Source organism: Candidatus Acetatifactor stercoripullorum (assembly GCF_944382095.1).
Classification (GTDB): domain Bacteria; phylum Bacillota; class Clostridia; order Lachnospirales; family Lachnospiraceae; genus Acetatifactor; species Acetatifactor stercoripullorum.
This window is the reverse complement of the sequence record NZ_CALWMU010000011.1, coordinates 1-24,481: the sequence shown is the minus strand read 5'-3', so window position 1 is coordinate 24,481 and position 24,481 is coordinate 1. Positions and strand designations below refer to the sequence as shown.

The following is a 24,481-nucleotide window of genomic DNA, read 5'->3' as shown; positions in this document are numbered from 1 at the left end:
TTTTTTGGGATTTTCAGATACCATAAAGGTTGACATGAACAACGCACGAAGGACGGAGGAAAAAGTGTTCTCCTTTATGGAAGAACACCATATGCTGAAAGCCGGCGACCGGGTGGTGGCCGGAATCTCTGGAGGGGCAGACTCGCTTTGCCTCTTATTTGTGTTGCTGGAATGGGCAAAGAGAACTCCTCTTTTTTTGGCGGTGGTCCATGTGGATCACGGTCTGAGGCAGGAATCCGGGGAGGATGCCCGGTATGTGGAGGCCCTTTGCCGCAGCCTTGAAATCCCTTTTTATCTGACCAGGGCTGATGTAAAAGCCAGGGCAGAGCGGGACAAATGCTCTGAGGAGGAGGCGGGACGAAGCATCCGCTACGAGGCGTTTTCCCAGGCGGCAGAGGATTTTGGGGCTGGGAGGATTGCGGTGGCCCACAACAGCAATGATTTAAGTGAAACCATGCTGTTTCACTTATTTCGGGGAAGCGGCCTGAAGGGGCTTTGCGGCATCCCTCCTGTGAGGGATGAGATCATCCGCCCTATTCTCTGCCTGGAAAGGCCGGAAATAGAAGGGTATTTAAAGGAGCGGGGCATTTCCTGGCGAAAGGATGCCACCAATGAAGAGGATGATTATACCAGAAACAGAATCAGACATCATATTCTGCCCTATGCTGAGAATGAAATCGCGCCGGGCTGTGTGGCCCGCATGAGCAGAACGGCCCGGATTCTGTCGGAGACGGAGGATTATCTGGAGGTCCAGACGAAGGAGGCTCTCAAAAGATGCGTCAGAGCAGCTTCTCCAGGGGCGGCTGGAGAGGAGGCCCTGAAAGAAGGGGCTTTTGCGGTGATTGACAGGAATTTGTTTGTAAAGGAGCATCCGGCCATCCGCGCAAGAATGCTGCACTGTCTTTTAAAGGAGCTGTGGCCCGGGCATAAGGATATGGAGTATGTGCATATCCAGGCGATGATGACTTTATTTACGCAGGAGGGAAACCGGAGCGTGAGCCTGCCCTTTGGCATGAACGCCAGAAGGGAATATGACAAGGTGATTCTGGAAAAGAGGGCCCCGCAGGATAGGGGAGCGCCTTTGGAGGAGAGAGGAGAATTTTCCCCCGTGTCCATAGGGGCCGGAGAATTGGGAGAAACTCCACTGCGGGTGGGCCTTGGAGCCTGGGGGGAGGCGGAACTCACCCTGCTTTTGGCAGAAAAACACAGGGAAGTGCCCCAAAGGGAATGTACGAAATGGTTCGATTATGATAAAATAAATAAGCCCTTGGTGTTCCGCACCAGACAAAAAGGGGACTATCTCACCCTGTCTGACGGACGGGGCGGGCAGATGCACAAATCTCTGAAGGATTATATGATTACGGAGAAGATTCCCAAAGATAAGCGGGAGCGCATTCTGGTTTTGGCGCAGGAGCATCATGTGCTTTGGCTTGCAGGCTGGCGCATCAGTGAATATTATAAAATAAATGGGAATACAAAGCGCATTCTGCAGGTACAATTAAGAAGAGACTGCGGGGGCAGTGAAACGGAGGAAGGCTATGGCAGAGAGCATTAGAGTACTATTATCCGAGAAAGAGGTGGACGAAAGGATTCAGGCCATCGGGGAACAGATCAGCAGGGACTACCAGGGCAGGCAGGTGCATCTGGTATGCGTTTTAAAGGGCGGAAGCTTTTTTATGTGCGAGCTGGCAAAGAGAATCACGGTGCCCGTGTCCCTGGACTTCATGTCTGTGTCCAGCTACGGAAGCGACACCAAATCCAGCGGTGTGGTAAAAATCGTAAAGGATCTGGATGAGTCCCTGAAGGATAAGGATGTGATTGTAGTGGAGGATATTGTGGACAGCGGCAGGACACTGAGCTATCTGCTGGAAATGCTCAAGGACAGAGGGCCCAGATCCCTGCGTCTGTGTACGCTGCTTGACAAACCGGAGAGACGGGTGGTTGATGTAAAGGTGGACTACACGGGATTTGAGATACCGGATGAATTTGTAGTGGGCTATGGTCTGGACTATGACCAGAGATACCGCAATCTGCCCTACATCGGGGTTGTGGAATTTAATTAAAGTGAGTAGGAGGCCCAAAATTGAAGCAAGGCGGTAAAAGTTTTAACTCTTTCTTTGTTTTTCTGATTATGCTGGTGCTGGTGGTTGCAGTGCTGAGCCTGTTCAGCGAGCAAAGAAACGGCTACACCAGGGCAGATTTTATGTCGGACCTGGAGGGGGATAAGATTGAGGAGCTTATCATTCAGCCAAACGCAGAGACTCCCACCGGTTATGTGGAGGTGGAGATGACGGATGGCTCGGACAGAAGGCTTTATGTCACCGACGTGTCTGAGATTGAGGAAGTAATCAGACAGGCGGGGTATGATCCCGTGGTTTTGGATGTGCAGCGGCAGAGCTGGTTTTTGACCACCCTGGTTCCCATGCTCATTGTGCTGGTGGTGGGACTGTTTCTTTTTATGATGCTCAACACCCAGAACACTGGCGGCAGCAATGGGAAAATGATGAATTTCGGCAAAAGCCGGGCCAAGATGGTTGTTGGAGAGAAAAAGGTCACCTTTGCGCAGGTGGCAGGCTTAAAGGAAGAGAAGGAAGAGCTTCAGGAGATCGTTGATTTCTTAAAGGAGCCGGGGAAATATACCCGGGTGGGAGCCAGGATTCCAAAGGGCGTGCTTTTAGAGGGTCCGCCCGGAACCGGAAAGACGCTTCTTGCAAAGGCTGTGGCGGGAGAGGCAGGCGTTCCCTTCTTCAGCATTTCCGGCTCCGACTTTGTGGAAATGTTTGTGGGCGTGGGCGCTTCCAGGGTTCGGGATTTGTTTGAGGAAGCAAAGAAAAATGCACCCTGCATTGTATTCATCGACGAGATTGACGCGGTGGCAAGACGCCGGGGCACTGGCATGGGAGGCGGCCATGACGAGAGGGAGCAGACCCTGAATCAGCTTCTTGTGGAAATGGACGGCTTTGGCGTCAACGAGGGAATTATTATTATGGCGGCTACCAACCGGGTGGACATTCTGGACCCGGCTATCCTGCGGCCCGGGCGTTTTGACCGCAAGGTGGCGGTAGGCAGGCCGGATATCGGCGGGAGAGAGGAGATTTTAAAGGTTCACGCGAAGAATAAGCCCCTGGGAGACGATGTGGATCTCAAGCAGGTGGCCCAGACCACGGCGGGCTTTACCGGGGCTGACCTGGAAAACCTTATGAATGAAGCGGCGATTCTTGCAGCGAAGGAGGGGAAGGCCTATCTGTCTCAGGAGGATATCAAAAAATCCTTCATTAAGGTGGGCATTGGCTCCGAAAAGAAGAGCCGTATCATCTCCGACAAGGAAAAGAAAATCACGGCGTACCATGAGGCGGGCCACGCCATTTTATTTCATGTGCTGCCCGACGTAGGCCCTGTGTATACGGTTTCCATCATTCCCACGGGAGTGGGAGCGGCAGGCTATACCATGCCCCTGCCGGAAAAGGATGAAATGTTTATCACCAAGGGAGAGATGCTGCAGGATATTATGGTGTCCTTAGGCGGCAGAATCGCCGAGGAAATTATCTTTAAGGACATTACCACAGGAGCCTCCAGCGATATCAAGAAAGCCACAAAGGTGGCCCGCAGGATGGTGACGCGCTTTGGCATGTCGGAAAATATCGGCGTGATCTGCTATGACGATGATGACGACGAGGTATTTATCGGAAGAGACTTAGCCCACGCAAAGGCTCACAGCGAGGCTGTGTCCGGTGAGATTGACCGAGAGGTGAAGTCTATTATTGATGAATGCTATGCAAAGGCAAAGGCCATTATTCTGGAAAACGAAGGAGTGCTCCACAGGTGTGCCCAGCTTCTTTTGGAGAAGGAAAAGATTGGCCGGGAGGAATTTGAAGGGCTCTTTGCGGCACAGGCTTAAAGCCCACAAGGCTTTTGGTGATTTTACACAACAAGGCATTGTGAAAAATTGACAAAAACGGAATAGCAAATTTGTAATATTTGTGAATTCTGAGAATAGCCAAATGGGGGAACGCATGCTATTATAATATACGTAACCCCCCCCCAATACATTATATAGTTTTTTGCTATACCCCATAAGAAAGAAATACCTTCTCTAAAAAGGACAGCCTTTAAAAGCTGTCCTTTTTACCGTATATGCCTGTAAATCCGCAGATTTGCTATTGAACTTATATTTTCTTTTCAGTACAATAGGATTGGGCATACTATATTACAGAATATGATTGTAAGGCAGGTAGAACTATGGACTTGGAAAAGATAAGGCAGACGGAATACAACCAGCAGTATATTTCTTCCATGCGGCCGGTTTTTAACAGGCGTGCGCTTTATTCGGACACTACGGGGGAGTATGTGATTCCCCAGGAGCCCACTCCCTATGACCTGGTGACCATACGGTTCCGTACCGCAAAAAACAATGTGGACTGTGTGTTTTTTGTGCACAAGGGACAAAGATATCTGATGAACAAGGTGGAAACCGATGAGCAGTTTGATTTTTACGCTTTTCAGCTTCAGCTGGACAACGAGAAGGTTTCCTATTATTTTGAGATACGCACCGGCCGTCTGACCGGTTATTTTGACGTAAGGGGTTTGGTTCAGGAGGTAAATGAGTACTATGACTTTGTGATCCTGCCGGGCTTTCAGACTCCGGACTGGGCCAAGGGCGCGGTGATGTACCAGATTTATGTGGACCGATTCTGTAATGGCGATCCTTCAAACGATGTGGAGACGGGAGAGTATTGCTATATCGGCGAGCCCGTAAAGAGGGTGGAGGATTGGAACACATATCCGGCCCAGATGGATGTGAGGAATTTTTACGGAGGCGACCTTAAGGGTGTTCTGGATAAAATGGATTATCTGCAGAACCTGGGAGTGGAGGTGATCTACTTTAACCCTCTGTTTGTGTCTCCCTCCAATCATAAGTATGATATTCAGGATTATGACTATATCGATCCCCATTACGGTAAAATTGTGGATGAAAAAGGGGAGCTTTTGCAAAATGGGCAGAAGGAGAACCAGTCTGCCACAAAATATATCAACCGTGTCACGAACAAGGCCAATCTGGAAGCTGGCAACCGGCTGTTTGCGCAGCTTGTGGAGCAGGCCCACAAGAGAGGCATGAAGGTAATTCTGGACGGCGTATTCAACCATTGCGGCTCCTTTAATAAATGGCTGGACAGGGAGCGCATTTACGAAAAGGCCGAGGGCTATGAAAAGGGCGCTTTTATCGATGGGGACAGCCCCTACCGGAATTACTTTGACTTTCGTGATCAAAATGGCTGGCCCTGCAATACCAGCTACGACGGCTGGTGGGGACATGACACGCTGCCGAAGCTTAACTATGAGGGCTCTAAGGAGCTGTTTGATTATGTGATGCACATTGCAAGAAAATGGGTGTCGCCGCCCTATAATGCAGATGGCTGGAGGCTTGATGTGGCGGCGGATTTGGGCCACAGCAGAGAGTTTAACCATCATTTCTGGAAGGAATTCCGCCGAAACGTAAAGGAGGCAAACCCCAACGCCATTATTTTGGCGGAGCATTATGGAAATACCAGGGACTGGCTTCAGGGAGACGAGTGGGATACGGTTATGAACTATGACGCTTTTATGGAGCCGGTTACATGGTTTTTGACTGGGATGGAGAAGCACAGCGACGACTTCAGGGAGGATCTGCTGGGCAATGCGGAGAGCTTTTGGGGCGCCATGCGTCATCACACGGCCAGCTTTTCCATGCCAAGCTGGCAGGTGGCCATGAATGAGCTGTCCAACCATGATCACTCCCGTTTTCTTACCCGCACCAACCATAAGGTTGGAAGAATCAACACCCTGGGTTCCCAGGCGGCGGAGCAGGACGTGAGCAAGGCCGTTTTCCGGGAAGGGGTTGTGATACAGATGACATGGGTGGGGGCGCCCACCATCTATTACGGGGATGAAGCGGGTCTGTGCGGCTTTACCGACCCGGATAACAGACGCAGCTATCCCTGGGGCAGGGAGGACACGGAGCTGATTGCCTTTCACAGAGATATTATCCGCCTTAGAAAAGAGAATCCGGAGCTGAGAAGAGGATCCATCAAGAGCGTGGAGTCGGATTATAACTTCCTTGCCTATGGGCGGTTTAACAGAGCGGGACAGTGTGTGATTGCCGTGAACAACAACAATGAGCCGGTGACCAAGGAGCTGGTGGTATGGCCTTTGGGGATACCAAAGACCGGAAAAATGAAGGTGCTTTTGCAGACCGGGGAAGAGGGCTATACCCTGGAGGGACAGGAGTATGCGGTTACGGCGGGCAAGATTATCCTGGATATGCCCCCCACCAGCGCGGTCATTTTAAAGTATACAGGAAAATAGAAAGGACAAAAGAGAATGCAGGCGGTCATATTCGGATTACTGATTCCCATAATACCTCTGCTGCTTTGGCGCAGCTATCATAAGGGAAAGGAGCTCACCACAGGGGAGGCGGTATTACGCTATGGGGCATATACTCTCCTGGTTACTCTGCTTTCCTCCGGAGCTATGGTATTTTTATGCGACGAGGGAACCTCCTTTTGGGAAAAGATAGACAGATCCCCTTCCTTTGTTTTGAAATTTGCGGCAGTGGAGCTTTTGGCGGCTCTTGTGACGGCTGGAGGAGAATGGCTGTTAAGCTGCCGGAAGGTTTCAGTGAAGGTGGACTGGGAGGAATACCGCAGTGTGTGGCTGGTGCGGTTTGTACGAAAATATGTGTTTCCCGCCGGTATCTATCTGCTGGCGTTGTTTGTAGTGCTTCTCAACGTAAGCCTGATGTTTGACAATGTACTGTGGGGGGATGAAGCCTTTTCCGCCAACACGGCCCAAAAATCCATGGCGGGCATTATGCAGGTGCTCTATTATTGGGACAGCCATCCGCCTCTGTACTATTATTGGCTGAAGCTGTTCGGAGAGCTGTTTGGTTACACAGTGCCGGTGTATCATCTGGCCTCTCTTGTGCCCTTTGGGACCGGTCTTGTGATGGCGGTGACCTTTTTCCGCAAGCGCTTTGGAAATATCCCGGCGGCATTTTTTGTGATGATCTCCGGTCTGGCCTCCTCCTGTCTGGAATACAATCTGGAGGTGCGAATGTACGCTTTGGCTTTTCTGGCCATGGCGGCCTGCTTTTACTGCTCCTTCCGGGTGCTGTGCGGAGGGAAGGCAGCCTGGGTGGGAATGGTGCTTTGGGCGCTGATTGGGGCTTATGCCCATTATTACGCGCTGGTAAGCGCCGGGATTCTTTTGTTTGTCACGGCTGTGGCTTATTTTGTGCGTTACAGGGGAAAAGCCTGGATCAAGGGGCTTGTGTCCATAGTGGTGTTTGCTGTGGGCTATCTGCCCTGGCTGCAGCGTCTGCTTTCCACCACGGAAAGCGTCAGCAATAACTGGTGGATGTCACAGCTGCTGCCGTTAAAGCAAAGCCTTGTGATGCTCACCGGAGGAGCCTCTATGAGCCGGATTCTGCTTCCTTTGTTTGTGGTTTTCCTGCTGATTCTGCTTTTGGCGGAGTCCTCGTTCTTTGAGATAAAAAGGCAGGATGGCAGGACTGGCATACTGATACATACACCCTCTGTAAGAGCCTGGTCCGATACTACATACGCCGCAGCAGTGGGAGCCCTTACTGTGATTGGCACACTTTTGTTTGCCTATGTGCTGTGCCTTTTGATGGGGCCCGTGCTGGCAGAGAGATATCTGTACCCCTTGAGCGCGGTTGTTTTTGTGACCCTGGTGATAGAGTGTAACGGCATCCTTGGGCTTCTTGGAAGGCTGGGCGGGAAATGGAAAAAGGAATGGCCTGTAAAAGCGGGTAAGGCCGTTTTGGTGGTGGTTCTGGCTCTGCTGTTTGGCATGGGAATACAGAATTACCAGTCCTACAGCGCTGAGGTAAACAGGCAGGAGCAGGAGACGGCCGAAACCCTTTCTTTGATGGGAGAGGTGCCTGAGGAGGTAAAGCTGGTAAGCAACGGTGTCCAGCATCTTGGATGGACGGTGTTAGCCTTTTATTTCCCGGAAAATGAAGTAATCAACGGCAATTATCTCAGCACGGACGCTGACAGGTTCTGGTACTTTACTCCTGATTACATGTCCCAGAGCGATATTGATCAGATGACAGCCAAGGGCTACAGCATAGCGGGCTACGGAGAAATGCAGCTGGCAAAATATCCTTTTGTGCTCTACTATTTTGAGAAGGCGCCCATGGAGCCATAAGAGGGCAAGCTTTTTTTGCTTGCATTTTGTGTAAAACTGTGATACAATTTCACATTGTTAAGGCATTTGCCTTGCGTGGATGGATTCCCGAGTGGCCAAAGGGGACAGACTGTAAATCTGCTGCAAATTGCTTCGGTGGTTCGAATCCACCTCCATCCATTTGCTGGTGTGGCGGAATAGGCAGACGCAAGGGACTTAAAATCCCTCGGGGGCGACCTCGTACCGGTTCAAGTCCGGTTACCAGCAGTATAGAAATGACAAAAATACAACATTTTCGTTGTATTTTTTTTGTTTATATATTGACACAGTGTCAAAAAAAGGAGAGAAGGTGTAAAGATTGAAAATTAAAATTTTCAATCCGGAATTTGTGCTGCCGCACAAAGTTCCTTCTGGTTACAAAGCCGCTTGCGCGGCAGAATGAGAGGAAAGAAAATGAAAAAAATATTGGTTGCTTATTTTTCTGCCAGCGGAGTGACAGCCAAAGCAGCAGAAAGGATTGCTGCAGCTATCAGCGCAGATTTGGCGGAATTGAAAAAGCGGCGCAAAGCCTGCAGTCCCATTGTCCGGCTGCAGCCTGGAAGCCAGGCAGAGTGCTTGGCTATGCGGAAGCGGAAAAGTGGGCAAAAACTGTGATAGAATAGATAAGCAATTAAGGAAGTGCCATTTATGCCAAAGGGTTCAGAAGAAATGACCAACGCAAGAAAAGAGGAAATCATAAATGCCTGTGCGGAGCTTTATGAAACGATGAATTTCAAGGATGTGACGCTTAAGGATGTTGGAGCAAAAACCTCTTTTACCCGTACGCTGATTTATTATTATTTTCATACGAAAGAGGAAATATTTCTCGCATTGCTTCAGAAAGAGTACGAGGCATGGATTGAGGATTTGAATGCGATGCGGCAGAGCTGTCAGAAGCTGTCTGTTGATGAATTTGCTGATGAAATGGCCCATTCCTTGGAAAGGCGCAGCCGTCTGCTGAAGCTTATGTCCATGAATCATTATGACATGGAGGCCAATAGCCGAATGGAAAACCTGGTTGCTTTCAAGAGGGCATATGGGAATTCTATGCGCGCTGTAACCTGCTGCCTGGAAAAGTTTTTTCCGCAGATGACAGTCCGTGACATACAGGAGTTTATCTATGCCTTTTTTCCGTTTATGTTTGGCATATACCCTTATACGGTGGTAACGGATAAACAAAAGGAAGCTTTAAAGCAGGCTCAAGCCGATTATGTTTTTTTGTCTATTTATGAAATTACAAAGTCAATGGTGCTTAAGCTGCTGCAAGGATTTGCGTAATTTATGGGGGAGAAAGCCCTGAAAGTGGAGGTAACTGCCAATGGAGCTTCGCACTCTTCGCTATTTCCTTGCAGTAGCAGGGGAAGAGAATATTACAAAAGCGGCGGACATTCTGCATGTGACACAGCCCACCTTAAGCAGGCAGATGATTGACCTGGAAAAGGAGCTGGGCACGACGCTGATGCTTCGGGGCAAATCCAGACTGACCCTGACGGACGACGGTATTTTTTTCCGGCAGCGTGCAGAAGAAATTGTAGAGCTGGCAGACCGGCTGGATAAGGGGCTTTTGGATGTAGGGCTCCTGCTGGAGTCCGTGGACACGGTTAAGTATGATTTTATCAGACTTTCTCAAAAGGAAACCTGGGGAGTGCTTATGCGGGACGATCATCCCCTGGCTTTCCGGGAATCCATCAGGCCCGAAGAGGCTGCAAATTATCCGCTGATCCTGCCGCTGCGGGAGAGGGTCCGCGCAGAGATTCTCAACTGGCTCAAAAGGGAGGAGAAGGATTTGAACATTCCCCTGAGCTATACCTTGCTTTCCAATGCGGCATTGCTGGTGGAGGAGGGGCTGGGCTGTGCCTTCTGCCTGGATGGGGCATTGGCCATTCACAGCAGCCCCCGGCTGCGGTTTGTTCCTGTTTATCCTGAGCATATGACCCGAAGCGTACTGATCTGGAAGAAAAAGCATCTGTTTTCTCCGGCAGCCTCTCTGTTCATTCAGGAAATCAATATGCTCCGGGCCCAGATAGAATAAATAATTTTCACTTATTCTTCCAGGGATATTTCGATATAGGCTCCATCGCCGTAGGGATCGGCCAGTATCAGAGTCTTACCATCGGAAACGAAAATATAAGACTTTTCATAGGATTCCGTGGGCTCGCCAAATAACTGGGTCAAGGTCTGGGCGTATTCGCTTAAATCAGACTGGCCTAAATTGATTACTGCCTGTTCCAGTAAATCGGAGCCTTCCTGATATAGATTGAAGGACAAGGAAACATCGGCATTTTCTCCTAAAAGAGAAAGCGTGTAGCTGCGCTCCAAAAGAAGTCCATCCCCGTTTTGCATTTCTTCTCCCTGGCCCAGAAGGGCTGTAACCTCGGAGTCGGCCTTTCCTACCAGATCTGTCAGAGCTTTCAGATCAACGTTGGTTTGGGAAAGAGTTTCACTTTCTGCCTGAACTGTTGATGTGGCTGCTTCGGGGTCTGTCTGCTGCGCCGCCGTTGTCTCAGAGGCTTCTGAAGCTGCCGGGGCAGCTTCCTGAGAGGGGCTTTGGCATCCGGTCAGAGCCAGAAGGCAGAAGGTTATCATTAAGTAATAACGTAATTTCATATATATTTTCTCCTTTTTCTCTATTAAATAAAAGCACTCTGCAGAAAAATTTAACCGGTTGTCAAAGTATAGCATAAGGCTTTTGAGAAAAAAAGGCGATGTCCCTAACTTTAAGAGATTCTTAAGAATATCGATTCCAGCTGTAAAGTAAAGAAATTAGATATGTTCGAGAAGCTGACACAAGAATGCCCCAGCTCCGGAAATTTATCCGTCCGGGGCAGATAGGCAATATTTCCGAACCGGACTTGGTAAACTGTTGGGAGCTGGGGATGTAGTGGCTTAGCTTATCCCTCCGCTGCTTTGTTGACACAGTCTACAGCATTCAGGCTGCGGGGATAACCGATATAGGGCAGGCACTGGGATACCACCCGAATGAGAAAATCCTTGTCGTTGCCCAAATTCATATTTCCTTTGGCATGGCTTGTCAGCTGGGGTTCACAGCCGCCCTGAGCTGCCAGAAAGCAGAAGGTGATCATCTCCCGCTGGGCCAGGGTAAGGCCACTGCGGGTATAGTAATCCCCAAAGCAGTTAGCCGCCAGCCAGCGGTTGATATGACCGGCCTTCCAGGCCTCCAGCATCTGAGGACCGAAGATATCCGCCTGGGCCTGAGCGCCTTTTTCTAACCGGTTTTCCATGGTGGTGGCAGCCTGGCCCTCCAGAGGAAGGGACACGCCGCGCTGCATTAAAATCTCGTTTGTGGCTTTCAGGAAGGGCAGCACCCGTCCGATTCCCAAATAATCCACTGCCTGATAGACAATCTCTTTGACCATGACTGGGGTAACACCGGCATCCAGGGCATCAGGCAGCTCTTCCCAGAAAGTGTCAATTCCCTGGCAGCCCAGCAATGCGGCCAGAATCGCCATATGCCGGGTGACAGGTTCCAGCTCCTGCCCAGGCTCGTTTACCACTTCATCAAAGGCAAAGTGCTCAAAGCGTTCCATAAATTCCGGATCGGTTGCCCGATAGTTGTTCATCATAAAGCAAAACTCCTTTCGCATTTCGGCCTTTTTACTGCAGTTTGGAATAGCTTTCGTCATCTACCGGTTCAAGCCACTCGTTGTTTGTTTCTTCGCCGGGCACTTCCACGGCAATGTGGCTGAACCAGCTGTCGGCCTTGGCGCCGTGCCAGTGCTTCACCTCCGGCGGGATGACGATGACCGTGCCGGGAGTGAGGCTTACAGCATCCTTGCCTTCCTCCTGGTACCAACCCTCACCTGCAGTGCAGATGAGAATCTGCCCGCCGCCTGTTTTTGCATGATGAATGTGCCAGTTGTTGCGGCAGCCCGGCTCAAAGGTGACGTTTGCCAAACCCACGGTGCTTTCACCGGGCCTGGTCAGGGGATTTAAATAGGAATTCCCAATAAAGTATTGAGCAAAAGCGGTGTTGGCACTTCCCTGGCCGAAAACATTCTGTTGGTCAAATGTGTTTTTGTCTTGGATTTTCATTCTTATAATCCGCCTTTCTGCGAAAGGCACCAATGCGTCATGAAACGGGTTGGCTGACTTTCGCTTTTCTAATCTATCTTCCTTCTGATATTATTCTCTTATAAAACTGACACACTACAGAACACGCGGAGGTGAGTGGCGGGGCTGTATAGCGGCGACCTCGTATTCTTATTTGTTGTCGGTCGTCCGTTAAGGCATCAATGATTGGCGCATTACCGTAGCCCGTAAACTTATCTCTTCCAAAGTCGACTCGATTTTGCCGGATGACCAGTCACTGTCAGTTTTATTACTATAATTATCAGGAGGTTATTTTGTGTCGTTTAAAATCTTAAAAAACAACTGCTGTGGACTTGATGTCCACAAAACATGGATTTATGCCTGCATTGGTATTACTGATTCTCACAGCCGTACAGAATATAAGCAGGCTCGCTTTTCTTCCTTTTCCAAAGGATTGCAAAAGCTGTGTGACTGGCTTGCAAAATATCACTGTACTGATGTCTGTATGGAATCTACCGGCAAGTATTGGATTCCTGTTTTTAACATTTTGGAGAAGAATAACATCTGGATTACTCTTTCCCACCCCAAATATACCAAGCCCCAAAAGGGCAATAAGACTGACCGCAAGGATGCCAAGTGGATTTGCGATTTATATATGTGCGGAATGGTCAAACCTTCCTTTATTCCACCTGCTGACATCCGTGAATTAAGAGATTTGGTAAGATACCGATATAAGCTCACCTGTATGATTACCGGTGAAAAGAATCGTGCTCAAAATTGTCTTACCGTGTCTAACTTAAAACTGGATGATGTCTTTTCTGATGTATTTGGTAAATCTTCCCGTTCTATTACAGAACAGATTTTACAACACCCTGGGGAAACCTTTGATGCAGCGCCTTTTGTTGATAGCAGATGTAAAACTCCTATCGAAGAAATACAGGCTGCCGTTGATGGCGCCATCTCTGCTGAACAGGCTGTGAAACTCAGGCAGTGCCTTGACCACATCGATGAATTAGAAATGCACAAAGCAGAAATAGAACGGGAAATCTTTCGTCTCAGTGATAAATACGAAGAAGCCCTTACCCTTATTCGAACCGTGCCAGGATTCGATAAGAACCCAATGACTGCTATTCAGGTGCTCTCTGAAATCGGAGGTGATATGTCTGTCTTCCCCTCAGCTAAAAACCTCGTCTCATGGGCTGGATGTTGTCCTCGTAACGATCAAAGCAATCGCAAAATCAAATCCACTAGGATTTCCCGTGCTGGTTCTTATTTTAAACCAGTTTTAGTGCAGATTGCAAATGCTTTAATCAAATCCAAGAAACATCCTGAAATTACGAACCGTTATCGACGTATCAAAGCACGGCGCGGCCACAAGAAAGCTGTTATTGCTATCTGTCGTATGCTCCTGACCGCTATCTGGCACATACTTACAGATTTAAAACCCTATACACCGGAAGGCTTTCTTGAGCAGCGTCCTGTGAATGGAGCAAAAGTCTTGACTACTTCACAGGCACTTAATCTGCTTAAACAACGAGGATATATCATCAAAGATAATGTGATTCCTGTTTCCTGATTAGGTGTTGTGTCCATATTTACTTTTCAAAACCACCTTTTATGATGGTTTATTTTCTATGCCCTATTGTTCTTGGATAACCTCTACTTCTTTGTTTCAAACTTATTCCTCCTTGAAATTTGTATCAATGGTTTGTTTACGGATATGAAAGCGAAGATAATCCAGCCGTTCCAGCTGACGTTCACGGAAGTGAATCTCATCCAGTGTGCAGCTGCGTTTTTGATTCAGCATTCTCATCCGCTGTGCGTCTGTACCTTCCTGCTCCCGCAGCCGCATGTAGGCTTCAATCTCGGAACTTTCAAACCCAATGTCGTGCAGGGTCATAATCAGACTCAGGCGTTTTAAATCTGTATCATCATACTGCCAAGAGCCCATTATTTTCTTGATTTCACCGCACAGCCCCCAGCTTTCATATTCCCGCAGGATTTCCATGGGAATGTTATAACGCTCGCTGGCTTCTTGTATAGTCATTGATTCACTCCTTCCCGACAGGCTATGGTAAAAAAATAATGTCTAATGCTTATAAATAATCTTGTGTTATACATTCTGAGTATTTCTAAGATAAGCAAGGAAGGCGTCGGCTGCAGGAGAGAAGGCCTGTGCTTTTTTCCAGACCAGTACAGTACCTGAATCCATAGAAGGTGAAAGGGGAATGAAGCGCATTCCCGGATATTCACAAGCCATATCAAGGGTCAGAACGCAGCTGCCGTTCTCCCGGGCTAACATGGCCAGGTTATATAAAAGATTTCCGCTGGCTGTGATTTGCAGATTTTCCCCATAGGAGCCGAACCAGTTACGCAATTCGTTCTGCAGATTTTCCCGTCCGGGCAGAATCAGAGGCATGTTCGCCAGGTCTGCGGGCGAAACAGTCTCTTTTTCTGCCAGAGGAGAGTCTACGCTGACAAACGCCCCCCATTGTTCACGGACGGGCGTTCGAATAAAGCTGTATTTTACAATATCTACTGGCTCCTGCAAAAGGCCGACATCCAAAAGCCCCCGCTCCAGCCGCTCTTTGATATTGTCGGAGTTTCCACTGTAGAAGGTAAACTGAACAAGGGGATTTTTCTTTTGAAAACCTGAAATCAGGCGCGCCAGAAATTGGGAACTTCGAAGCTCCCCGCTTCCAATGGATATGATGCCTGCCAGCTCATCCTGCCTGTGCAGGAAATCCTCTTTTGTTTTATCAGCCAGAGCTACGATTTCCTCTGCTCGACGGCGCAAAAGCATTCCGTCCTCTGTCAGGATGATCCGATGCTTGCTGCGGCGGAAGAGCTGTACGCCCAGCTCCTCCTCCAGCTGCATCAGCTGCCTGGACAGGGTAGGCTGAGTCAGATGAAGCAGAGTGGCGGCTTTTGTAATGTTCTCTTCTCTGGCTGCCATCAGAAAGTATTTCAAAACACGGATTTCCATATTGAATCCTCCTTTGTTTTAAGATATCACGCATATGCCCCAAAATCAATATATTGACTCTTCAAATGCTTTTTAGCTATTTAAAAAAGGCCAGCTTATATTTTGAGGAGACGATATGGTTGATAGGCTGATATTTTGGAACCTATACAAAAAATGTATGGATAAGGATAAAAGATAAGTATTAGCCACCGGATGAGATCCGCTTTATAATAAGGCCAGAAAATAAAAAGCAACGGGAGGTATGATGGATGAAAAAGATACTTTCGATTTTATCAGCTGCAGCAATGGTTTTTTCGCTTACAGCTTGTGGAATGTCGGAGGAAACACAGACAAATGCTTCGGAATCCTCGGACAGCGTCACTGCTGTAACGGAGGAGGCTGCTTTAGACAACAGTGTATCGGAAACGGAAAGCAATGATCACGGTATGGCCACAGAGGAAGCAGAATCCATGGAGCAGTCTGGCGATACGGATACCACAAATATTTTGGTGGCTTATTTTTCCTGGGCGGACAACGCTGTTTTGGCGGATGATGTGGATGCTGTTGCTTCCCCCAGCGTCATTCCGCCGGGAAACGTGCAGCAGCTGGCGGGCTGGGTGCAGGAGGAAACAGGAGGGCATCTGTTTTCCATTCAGGTGACGGACCCCTACCCCAGCGACTGGGATGAATGCCTTGCCCGCGCCAATCAGGAACGAGGCGATGACGCACGCCCCCAGCTGGAAGAGAGCGTGGAGAATCTGGAGAGCTATGATGTGGTTTTCCTGGGGTATCCTAATTGGTGGTATGGTGTGCCTATGGCGCTGCTTTCCTTCCTGGAGCAGAATGATCTTTCGGGCAAGCAGGTCTACCTGTTTTGCTCCCATGGCACCGGCGGCCTGGCAAACAGCGTGGAGATCATTACTCAGGCAGCGCCTGACGCCTTGATTTCGGATCATATCTTCGACTGCTACGAAGAGGACGCGGCCTCCTCACAGGAAGCCATCCAGAATTGGGTAAGGGAATTGGGATATTCCTTGGAAACAGAAGGGGAGCAAGAAGGGAAGCAGGCTTTGTCCCGCCGGATTTTGGTGCAGTTTGGAGAAGACACAGTGGTCTATGAATTAAACGATTCAACGGCGGCCGATTCCCTTTATGAGCAGCTTCCCCTCACCATAGAGGTGGAGGATTACAGTACCAATGAAAAAATATTTTATCCGCCGGAGGAATTGGATACAAGCAATTCCCCCATGGCCCAAGGGGGAGCCGGAACGCTGGCCTATTACGCACCCTGGGGGGATGTGGTGATGTTCTACGGTGACTATGGTGAAAATTCCTCCTTATTTGAACTGGGACAGGCTGTCCTGGGCGGGGAGCTGGTCAGCGAAATGTCAGGCACTATCACCATTGAAGCGGATAACGGATGAGAAATGGAGTAAGGAGGAGCTTGAAATGAAGATTGTGATATTGGAAGGCAGCCCCAACAAGAATGGTTCTTCTAATCTGCTGGCAGAGTGCTTTCAACAGGGAGCGAAGGAAGCGGGGCATGCTGTGGAGGTTATTGACGCAGCCCACGCTGAGATACACCCTTGTATTGGGTGCATTCACTGTGGCTATGAGGGACCTTGTGTGCAGAAGGATGATGTAGAGGAAATTCGTAAAAAGATTCTGTCTGCAGATATGATGGTGTTTGTTACACCTTTGTATTATTATGGCATGTCCGCCCAGCTGAAAACCCTGGTAGACCGATTCTGCGCTTTCAACAGCAGCATCCAGCGCAAGCACATGAATATTCCCACTGTGGAGGGGCTGTGGGCGATATCCGGCGGGATATTGCCCGAATGTGTCCCAAGGCAGACGTGCGGGAGGCCCTGGGTGTGATGGAGGATGAAAAAGATCAGCTGGCGGAAAAAATCAGCCAATGGCTTACAAAGACGGGGCCCAACCTGTTTATACCAGGAAACTAAGCCGCATCAGCCAGCCCCTCCGCCGCCATGCAGCGGCGGTATATTTTGATGAAATACACTCCTTCTGCAACAGCGGTAAAGAGCCAGGAAAATACATACAAAAGATAGAGAGATTCTATGGTGCCAAAGTATGCAAAAACCGTATAAATCCAGATGATGCGGAACACGCAGGAGCCCATGATCACAATAACAGTGGGGATGGCGGTCCGGCCCAGTCCTCTGGAGGCCGCGATGGTGCAGTCCATAAAGGCGGAAACAGCGTAGGACAGGGACATGATGGAGAGACGCTTGATGCCCGCCTCTATCACGGCGCTGTCGCTGGTAAAGATGGAGAGGAAGGGATACCGGAAAAGATACAGGCTCACTCCCAGAATCAGCCCCAGGAAGAAGGAATAAGTCAGGCTGATCAGATAGCTCTTTAAAATTCTGTCCTTTTTGTGCGCTCCCAGATTCTGTGCCATAAAGCTTGCAGCGGCGGTGTAGAAGGCGGCCATCATATCGTAGATCAGGGAATCCGCATTTGCGGCAGCGGAATTGCCCTCCACCATTACATGGTCAAAGGAATTTACGCTGGTCTGCACAAACAGATTGGCGATGGCAAAAAGGGCATACTGAAGGGCGGAGGGCAGGCCAATACGCAAAATGCGGATCAGCTTGGCAGAGTCCACCCTTAGATAAGCCATGCGAAGGGAAAAGCTTTCCTGGCTTTGGAAGAGAGACCGCAGGATCAGGGAGGCGGAAATATATTGGGCGATAATGCTGGCAAGGGCCACTCCCGCAACGCCAAGATGGCATACGATCACAAAAAACAGATTTAAAACCACATTGATAACACCGGCCAGGGAAAGATAGTACAGAGGGCGCTTAGTGTCTCCTGCAGCGCTTAGAACCGCATTGCCGAAATTGTAGAGGGCAAGGGCGGGCATTCCCAGCATATAAATGCGCAGGTACAGCACGGCGTCAGCAATCAGCTCCTCCTTGGTGTTCATGGCCTCTAAAATGGCGGGCGCAAAGCAAACGCCTATCAGCATAATCAAAATTCCCGCAAGCAGGCAGAGAATGGCGGAGGTATGTACGGTTTCCCGGATATCCTTTTCGTTTCTGGAACCGATGTGCAAGGCGGTCAGAGCGTTTACACCGCTGGCCAAACCGATCAAAAGCCCCGTAAACAATGTTACAAGAATACTGGTAGAGCCAACCGCTCCCAGGGCAATGGGGCCCACAAATTTTCCCACCACGGCAATGTCCGACATATTGAACACCACCTGGAGGATGTTTGTAAACATCAGGGGAATACTGTACATCAAAATTTTTTTCCACAAAGACCCGCTTAAAAGGTCCATTTCGTGCTTCTTCACGGCATATTTCCTTTCTCAGTATAAAATATAGTCAGGTGAGAAACTCCGGCCACTGCTTTGGAACCCGTTTTTGGTGATTATGCCCAGTTTCGTGCCTTTGCCTTTTATGGTAAAATGCTTTCTATATCATACACCTAAAAACAGGAAATGCAAGGAGGCAGATGATGATTTATTTAAAGCATTTTTCTTTTCCCGATGAGGACCGGGAGCACAGCTTTTTTATGGGGATACGAAGAACCTGCTATGACTCTTATTATCCCTTTCAGGTGCTGGTCAGACACCGGTTTACTATGCTTGATTTTGAGCCTGTCACAATTTTATATGGAGGCAACGGCTGCGGAAAAACTACGGCTCTGAATGTGATTGCAGAAAAGCTGGGACTTAAGAGGGATTCCCTGTACAACCGCAGCAATTTTTTTGAGGATTATACGGGCATGTGTGATTATGAAGTGTACAAGCCGATTCCCAGGGGCAGCAGAATTATTGCTAGTGATGATGTGTTTGATTTTATGCTGAATCTGAGAAGCCTCAACGAGGGCGTAGACAGAAAAAGGGAGGATTTGTTTGAGGAATATCTGGATGCCAAATATTCTCATTTTCAAATGCGTTCTCTGGAGGATTACGAACAGCTCAAAAAGGTGACCACCGCCCGCCGGAAAACCCAGTCTAAGTATGTAAGGAGCCGCCTGATGGACAATGTGCGGGAGCATTCCAACGGGGAAAGCGCTTTTTTATATTTTTCGGAAAAGATAAAGGACAATGGCCTGTACCTTCTGGACGAGCCAGAAAACAGCCTGTCTCCCCAAAGACAGAAAGAGCTTGTGAAATTTCTGGAGGACTCCGCCCGCTTTTTTGGATGCCAGTTTATCATTTCCACCCACTCTCCCTTTGTGCTGTCCATAAAAAATGCAAAAATATACGATATGGACGAAGAGCCTGTGGATGTCAAAAAATGGACAGAGCTCCCCAGCGTGCGCGCTTATTATGAATTTTTCAAGGAGCATGAAGGGGAATTTGACAAGTGACATCAAAATTTTATCTTTCATTGACAATAAATTGCTTTTTACGCTATACTGATATTGACATTATGTATTCCTGAAAATAATAATATTGAGGAGGGTTTATCAATGGAAAAAGGAAAATATGGAATTAGACTGTGCTTCTACACTGTGTCGGCGTTTATTCTCGCATATCTGGGGTATTCCACAGTGCTGTTTCTGCTGGCGGGCGTGGTACTGCTTGCGGAGAAAAATGAGTGGGCAACCCGCCAGGTAATTCAGGCCATCTGCCTGTGCGTGGCAAGAAATTTAGTATCCGCAGTGCTGGGAGTATTTGACTTTTTGTATGAGATTCCCATTATTTCCCATATCTGGGGTGTTGCAGACGGACTGGTAGAAGCTCTTGTGAGCATTTTTGTGCTGGTATTCTGCATTGTGGGTGTATTAAAGAATTTGAAGGGTAATGATGCGGATATTATTGGAGCCAGAAAGTTTGCAGACTGGGCATATGGAATTGTAAAAGTGCAGCCTCAGCCTGCTCCTGCACCAGTACCCCAGCCCGCTCCGGCTCCTCAGCCTGCACCGGAATCTACGGCCGCGCAGACAGAAAAACCGCAGCAGTGATAAAAAATCTGAACCTCGGAAAAAAAGAAAGCCCGGTGCTGTGAAAACGGCGCCGGGTTTATGCTTCTAAAAATTTCTAAGAAAATTTTGTGCAAATAAATAGACAAAAGGCATTAGAAAGAGCTAAAATAAGACAGGCAGCCCTGAGGAAAAGGGCCCAGTAACAAAAGGAAAGGATTTTGTATGAAAAAGAAAGTACTTGCAGCAATGATTGTGGCAATGGGTATTCTTACAGGCTGTGGAAATAACGAAGATGCGGCTTCTGTAGTCCACACTGTGGAGGGACAGCCCATAGCCAGTGAAATACAGGGGGGAGAGGACCAGGCGCAGCCCTCTGGAGACACTGTGATTACAGAACGGACCGTGGTGGACGGCAAGATGCAGAGCTACCTCACAGGGGAGTGGAAGGATGAGGCTGTAGTAAAGAGAAGAAATATGGCAGTGATTATGCCGAACAATAAGCCATCCCTGCCCCAGTATGGCATTTCTCAGGCGAGCATTGTGTACGAGGCGCCTGTGGAGGGACGTATCACTCGTCTCATGGCATTGTTTGAGGATTATGACGATCTGGATCACATTGGGCCTGTGCGCAGCGCCCGGGATTATTATGTGTATGAGGCTATGGCCTATGATTCCATATTTGTAAACTGGGGCCTTGCAATTCCCTTTGTAGGGCCGATCATCAACACAGACAGAATTGACAATGTAAGCCAGGCGGTGGAGGGCATAGATGTAGCCGCTCCGGAGGCCTTTGACCGTATTTCCAGATCCGGCTATGCCACGGAATATACGGGCTATCTGTTTATTGACGGCTACAATGAGGCTGTGGACCGTCTTGGGTATGAGACGGAATATACGGACCGTTTTGTGCAGGCTTTTACCTTCGCTGCGGACGGACAGCGGGCGGAATATGCGGATTATCCTGAGGCAACCAAGATTTATCCCGGAGGCACCTCCTCCAACAGCGGCGGTTACGGCAATGCCAATCCCTGCTTTACCTATAATGAAGAGGACGGCTTATATTACCGTACCCAGTACGGCGCTGCCCACACGGATGAAATGAATGGAGAACAGATTGCCGTGAGCAATGTGGTATTCAAAATCTGTCATGGAGAGGTAAGAGATCCTGCAAATCTGGATTATCTGGCCTTTGGCGTTCATGGAACGGGAGACGCCTATGTGTTTACAAACGGCAGGGTGATCAAGGGAACCTGGAGCCGGGAGGGGGATTATGATCCCAATATTTTCCTGGATGAGAACGGCAATGAAATCGTGTTCAATCAGGGGAAAACATGGATTTGCAATATCTGGGATGAGTATTCTCAGTATATGTCCTATGAATAAAGTCCGGCATCAGGCCGGTTATGAGAAAGAGACAGCTTTGATTAGAAACAGCTGCCTCTTTCTCTTTTTATGCTGAAAGCTCCCGGTTTCTCGACAGCATATGAAAATCCTCCTGAAATCAGCCAAAATAATCAGGCATTTTAGTTTGATTTTACATGGTCTTTACGAAATTGCGGTTTCACCTCAATCTAAGCTGATATAAAATTTTATCAAAAGCTTTCGTAAATAAATTTTTGCAGAAGCGACCCCAGTTTTAAGAAGCAGGGGCCGTATTTCTATATATAGGAGGAGATTGCTGCATGAATGATGAGCACAAAATTGTCCAACAGGTCTATGCGGCAAAAAATGACATACAGGCGGCAGACCACCTTATCGGTACATATATGCCCTTTATAAAGGCGGAAACAGCAAAATTCTTAAAGCGTCCGCCCATTGAAGGGCATGATGATGAATTAAGCATTTCCATGATTGCTTTTCACGAAGCCATTGGAAGCTATTCTCGCACACGGGGGGCTTTCCTGAAATATGCGTCTATGCTGATAAAAAGCCGTCTGATCGATTACAGCCGTAAAGAACAGCGCCATAGGCATGTGATTTCACTGAGTACGCCGACCGGGGAGGAGGATACGACTCTTGAGGAAACGCTGGCCGATGGACAGGACTATCAAGAAAATGCGGCATCCCGGGATGCTACCCGGACAGAAATTGAAGAGCTGAGCCGGCAGATGCAGGAATTTGGGGTCAGCCTCAGCGATGTGGCAGATAATTGTCCAAAGCAGCAGCGTACGCTGGAGGCTTGCAAGAGGGCGCTGCAATATGCAAAGGAAAATCCGGAGCTGTTAGACGAAATGCTGCAGACAAAACGGCTGCCCATTGGACGGCTTGCCTCTGGCAGTGGTGTGGAACGAAAAACACTGGAGAGACATCGTAAATACATGGTAGCCCTTTTGCTGATTTATACTAACGGCTATGAAATTATCCGAGGGCATTTAAAGCAGGTGATGAAAGGAGTGGCAGCGCGATGAGTTATCTGGTTATGGAATGTCACCCTGGTTATGTGGTGCTTTTGGATGAAGAAGGCAGATTTTTTAAAGCGGCTAATCTTCGTTACGAAACAGGGCAGACGGTATACGAGCCCGTGCTGATGAAGGAAAGCCCGGGAAAGCAGAAGTACACTATCAGGTGGATCAGCAGCGGAATTGCGGCAGTCGCAGTTTGCTTTCTGCTATTTTGGGGCGTCAGCTATTATCAGAGCTATATGCGGCCTTATTCTCGAATCTATCTCACCATCAATCCGCAGGTACAGCTGGATTTGAACCGGCAGGGCACGGTTGTGGGGCTTGCAGGAGTGAATGAAGATGGGCAAAGACTGCTGGAAGGCTATGACGGAAAAGGCAAGAATAAAGTAACGGTGTCTAATGAGCTGATTGACCGGGCGATAGAGATGGGCTTCCTCTCTGAGGGCGGGCAGGTTTCGTTCTCCATTGATTCCCCGGACGAAGCGCTGTTTCAGGAATATGGAGCGGAGCTTCGTGTAGGAGTGGCGGAGCATTTAGACGGACGGATTACGATTGAAATTGTCAACCATAAAAGCATGCAGAGGGAGGAAAGCATGGAGGACAGCTCCTCTTTGGAGGAATCCCAGCCAGAGCAAACGCCGTCGGCTCCGCTGCCGGAGGAATCCCAGCCAGAGCAAACGCCGTCGGCTCCGCTGCCGGAGCCATCTCAGCCAACGGTTACGCCTCCGGCATCTTCTGGTTCCAGCAATTATGGTAATACGGATAATGGAAATACAGACTATGACGATGCTCCAGATAGTGACGACGGTGGAAGTAACTACAGCGACTATGGCGATGACGATGATGACGACTAAATTTATTTCAAAAATTTCCAGATTACCCCACTTTTGAAATTAGAGTTCCGTAATCTATGAATGTAAGGTAAAACAAAAGCCAAATAGAAACTGAAAGGAGCAATCGATATGAGACAAAGAAGAAAAATTTTAGTGACGGTCTCTTCCCTGGCTGTTGCGTCAGCAGTCCTTCTGACCGGATGTGGATACTCTGCTGCAGAGGGGAAGGCATTGCAGGAAACAGGCACACTTATTTTAAGCGTTAATCCGGAAATTCAGATTGCATATGACGAAGAGGGGCGTGTGACTGCTTTAACTGGCAGGAACGATGATGGGAAAGGCATTGTGGAAACGTATCTGGATTATATCGGCAAAAACTGTGAGGATGTTTTAAAGGATCTGATTGTAGAAATCAATGAAGCGGGCTACTTCGTAGAGGATATTGACGGAAATAAAAAGAATATCGTCTTGCAGCTTGAGCCCGGATCGATACTTCCAGACGATGATTTTCTGGTTGATATGAGTACCAGCACGCAGGAAGCGGTGAAAGGGCTGGGTCTTTCTTCCAGCGTTGTGACGATTGAACAAGACGATTATGATTCAGCTTATGCCGAAAGCGGCAGTCCTTCTCCTTATATTACCTTGGAAAAAGCACAAGAAATTGCGCTGGCTCAGGCAAATGTCAAAGCGGCGGATGCAATGTTTGAGGATAAGGAGTTTGACCATGACGACGGTACCACAGTTTTTGAGCTGGAATTTACTGCGAACGGAAATGAATATGAATATGATATCCATGCGGTAACCGGAAAGGTTCTGAGAGCTGAGCATAAGGCTGCGGTAACGCAGAGCCAGGAGCCAGCTGCCAGCAGTGGCTCTCTCAACTATGATGATACGGATTACGGCCCGAACAACGACGGAGTAACGGATTATAACGATACGGATTACGGCCCGAACAACGACGGAGTAACGGATTACAATGATACGGATTACGGTCCGAACAACGACGGAGTGACAGATTACAATGATACGGATTACGGCCCGAACAACGACGGAGTAACGGATTACAACGATACGGATTACGGCCCGAACAACGACGGAGT

Annotated in this window: 22 protein-coding genes, 2 tRNA genes and 1 pseudogene; 19 read left to right on the top strand and 6 right to left on the bottom strand. The window is 48.6% G+C overall.

Going from position 1 to position 24,481, the window contains the following annotated elements; genetic code table 11:
• Positions 1-34: 34 nt before the first annotated feature.
• From tilS to SHK35_RS04905, 10 genes and pseudogenes are all read left to right on the top strand, one after another.
• Positions 35-1,555 (top strand): tRNA lysidine(34) synthetase TilS, encoded by a 1,521-nt coding sequence (gene tilS, locus SHK35_RS04950; protein ID WP_318708878.1) that lies wholly within the window; start codon positions 35-37, stop codon positions 1,553-1,555.
• Positions 1,539-2,063 (top strand): hypoxanthine phosphoribosyltransferase, encoded by a 525-nt coding sequence (gene hpt / locus SHK35_RS04945; RefSeq protein ID WP_318708877.1) that lies wholly within the window; start codon positions 1,539-1,541, stop codon positions 2,061-2,063. The genes tilS and hpt overlap by 17 nt, the downstream gene beginning before the upstream one ends.
• A gap of 68 nt (positions 2,064-2,131) precedes the next feature.
• Positions 2,132-3,898 (top strand): ATP-dependent zinc metalloprotease FtsH, encoded by a 1,767-nt coding sequence (ftsH, locus tag SHK35_RS04940; protein ID WP_318704769.1) that lies wholly within the window; start codon positions 2,132-2,134, stop codon positions 3,896-3,898.
• Between the two features lie 341 nt (positions 3,899-4,239).
• Positions 4,240-6,342, top strand: coding sequence for an alpha-glycosidase (locus SHK35_RS04935; protein WP_318708876.1), 2,103 nt, complete (start codon positions 4,240-4,242; stop codon positions 6,340-6,342).
• Between the two features lie 15 nt (positions 6,343-6,357).
• Complete coding sequence (locus tag SHK35_RS04930) at positions 6,358-8,208, top strand: hypothetical protein (protein ID WP_318708875.1); 1,851 nt, start codon at positions 6,358-6,360, stop codon at positions 8,206-8,208.
• A gap of 77 nt (positions 8,209-8,285) precedes the next feature.
• A tRNA-Tyr gene (locus SHK35_RS04925) sits at positions 8,286-8,367 on the top strand.
• A gap of 3 nt (positions 8,368-8,370) precedes the next feature.
• A tRNA-Leu gene (locus tag SHK35_RS04920) sits at positions 8,371-8,454 on the top strand.
• A 186-nt stretch (positions 8,455-8,640) separates the two neighbouring features.
• Positions 8,641-8,742, top strand: a pseudogene (locus tag SHK35_RS14170) (flavodoxin); the annotation flags it as partial.
• A gap of 132 nt (positions 8,743-8,874) precedes the next feature.
• On the top strand, positions 8,875-9,504 hold the full coding sequence (locus SHK35_RS04910; protein WP_318708874.1) for a TetR family transcriptional regulator: 630 nt from the start codon (positions 8,875-8,877) through the stop codon (positions 9,502-9,504).
• Positions 9,505-9,544: 40 nt separating this feature from the next.
• A complete protein-coding gene (locus SHK35_RS04905) occupies positions 9,545-10,258 on the top strand; it encodes a LysR family transcriptional regulator (RefSeq protein WP_318708873.1) in 714 nt (237 codons plus the stop codon).
• An 11-nt stretch (positions 10,259-10,269) separates the two neighbouring features.
• Here the strand turns inward: SHK35_RS04905 and SHK35_RS04900 are convergent, their stop codons facing one another.
• From SHK35_RS04900 to SHK35_RS04890, 3 genes are all read right to left on the bottom strand, one after another.
• Positions 10,270-10,833 carry an Ice-structuring protein gene (locus SHK35_RS04900; RefSeq protein ID WP_318708872.1) on the bottom strand — a complete coding sequence of 188 codons (564 nt, stop codon included), beginning with the start codon at positions 10,831-10,833 and terminating at the stop codon, positions 10,270-10,272.
• A gap of 284 nt (positions 10,834-11,117) precedes the next feature.
• Positions 11,118-11,807 (bottom strand): carboxymuconolactone decarboxylase family protein, encoded by a 690-nt coding sequence (locus SHK35_RS04895; RefSeq protein ID WP_318708920.1) that lies wholly within the window; start codon positions 11,805-11,807, stop codon positions 11,118-11,120.
• A 34-nt stretch (positions 11,808-11,841) separates the two neighbouring features.
• Positions 11,842-12,279 carry a cupin domain-containing protein gene (locus SHK35_RS04890; protein ID WP_318705401.1) on the bottom strand — a complete coding sequence of 146 codons (438 nt, stop codon included), beginning with the start codon at positions 12,277-12,279 and terminating at the stop codon, positions 11,842-11,844.
• Positions 12,280-12,592: 313 nt separating this feature from the next.
• On the opposite strand from SHK35_RS04890, the gene SHK35_RS04885 reads away from it, so the two are divergent.
• Positions 12,593-13,852: an IS110 family transposase gene (locus SHK35_RS04885; protein ID WP_318708870.1), complete on the top strand. Its 1,260-nt coding sequence runs from the start codon at positions 12,593-12,595 to the stop codon at positions 13,850-13,852.
• A gap of 102 nt (positions 13,853-13,954) precedes the next feature.
• Here SHK35_RS04885 and SHK35_RS04880 read toward each other — a convergent pair whose 3' ends face one another.
• Both SHK35_RS04880 and SHK35_RS04875 read right to left on the bottom strand, forming a co-directional pair.
• Positions 13,955-14,323, bottom strand: a complete 369-nt coding sequence (locus SHK35_RS04880) for a MerR family transcriptional regulator (RefSeq protein WP_318708869.1) — start codon at positions 14,321-14,323, stop codon at positions 13,955-13,957.
• A 66-nt stretch (positions 14,324-14,389) separates the two neighbouring features.
• A complete protein-coding gene (locus SHK35_RS04875) occupies positions 14,390-15,262 on the bottom strand; it encodes a LysR family transcriptional regulator (RefSeq protein WP_318708867.1) in 873 nt (290 codons plus the stop codon).
• Positions 15,263-15,510: 248 nt separating this feature from the next.
• On the opposite strand from SHK35_RS04875, the gene SHK35_RS04870 reads away from it, so the two are divergent.
• Both SHK35_RS04870 and SHK35_RS04865 read left to right on the top strand, forming a co-directional pair.
• On the top strand, positions 15,511-16,665 hold the full coding sequence (locus tag SHK35_RS04870; RefSeq protein ID WP_318708866.1) for a cyclophilin-like fold protein: 1,155 nt from the start codon (positions 15,511-15,513) through the stop codon (positions 16,663-16,665).
• 25 nt (positions 16,666-16,690) lie between these two features.
• Positions 16,691-17,119 carry a flavodoxin family protein gene (locus SHK35_RS04865; RefSeq protein WP_318708865.1) on the top strand — a complete coding sequence of 143 codons (429 nt, stop codon included), beginning with the start codon at positions 16,691-16,693 and terminating at the stop codon, positions 17,117-17,119.
• A gap of 82 nt (positions 17,120-17,201) precedes the next feature.
• On the opposite strand, the gene SHK35_RS04860 is transcribed toward SHK35_RS04865, so the two are convergent.
• Entirely contained in the window at positions 17,202-18,563 is a 1,362-nt protein-coding gene (locus tag SHK35_RS04860) for an MATE family efflux transporter (protein ID WP_330638187.1), read from the bottom strand.
• Positions 18,564-18,724: 161 nt separating this feature from the next.
• On the opposite strand from SHK35_RS04860, the gene SHK35_RS04855 reads away from it, so the two are divergent.
• From SHK35_RS04855 to SHK35_RS04830, 6 genes are all read left to right on the top strand, one after another.
• Positions 18,725-19,588, top strand: coding sequence for an AAA family ATPase (locus SHK35_RS04855; protein WP_330638186.1), 864 nt, complete (start codon positions 18,725-18,727; stop codon positions 19,586-19,588).
• Positions 19,589-19,690: 102 nt separating this feature from the next.
• Entirely contained in the window at positions 19,691-20,185 is a 495-nt protein-coding gene (locus SHK35_RS04850; protein WP_318708864.1) for a hypothetical protein, read from the top strand.
• A 183-nt stretch (positions 20,186-20,368) separates the two neighbouring features.
• Entirely contained in the window at positions 20,369-21,529 is a 1,161-nt protein-coding gene (locus SHK35_RS04845; RefSeq protein ID WP_318708862.1) for a DUF3048 domain-containing protein, read from the top strand.
• 299 nt (positions 21,530-21,828) lie between these two features.
• On the top strand, positions 21,829-22,554 hold the full coding sequence (locus tag SHK35_RS04840) for a sigma factor (RefSeq protein WP_318705394.1): 726 nt from the start codon (positions 21,829-21,831) through the stop codon (positions 22,552-22,554).
• Positions 22,551-23,402, top strand: coding sequence for an anti-sigma-I factor RsgI family protein (locus tag SHK35_RS04835; protein ID WP_318708861.1), 852 nt, complete (start codon positions 22,551-22,553; stop codon positions 23,400-23,402). The genes SHK35_RS04840 and SHK35_RS04835 overlap by 4 nt, the downstream gene beginning before the upstream one ends.
• 108 nt (positions 23,403-23,510) lie before the next feature.
• Positions 23,511-24,481 (top strand): PepSY domain-containing protein (locus SHK35_RS04830; RefSeq protein ID WP_318708860.1); only part of this gene is annotated, 971 nt, incomplete at its 3' end.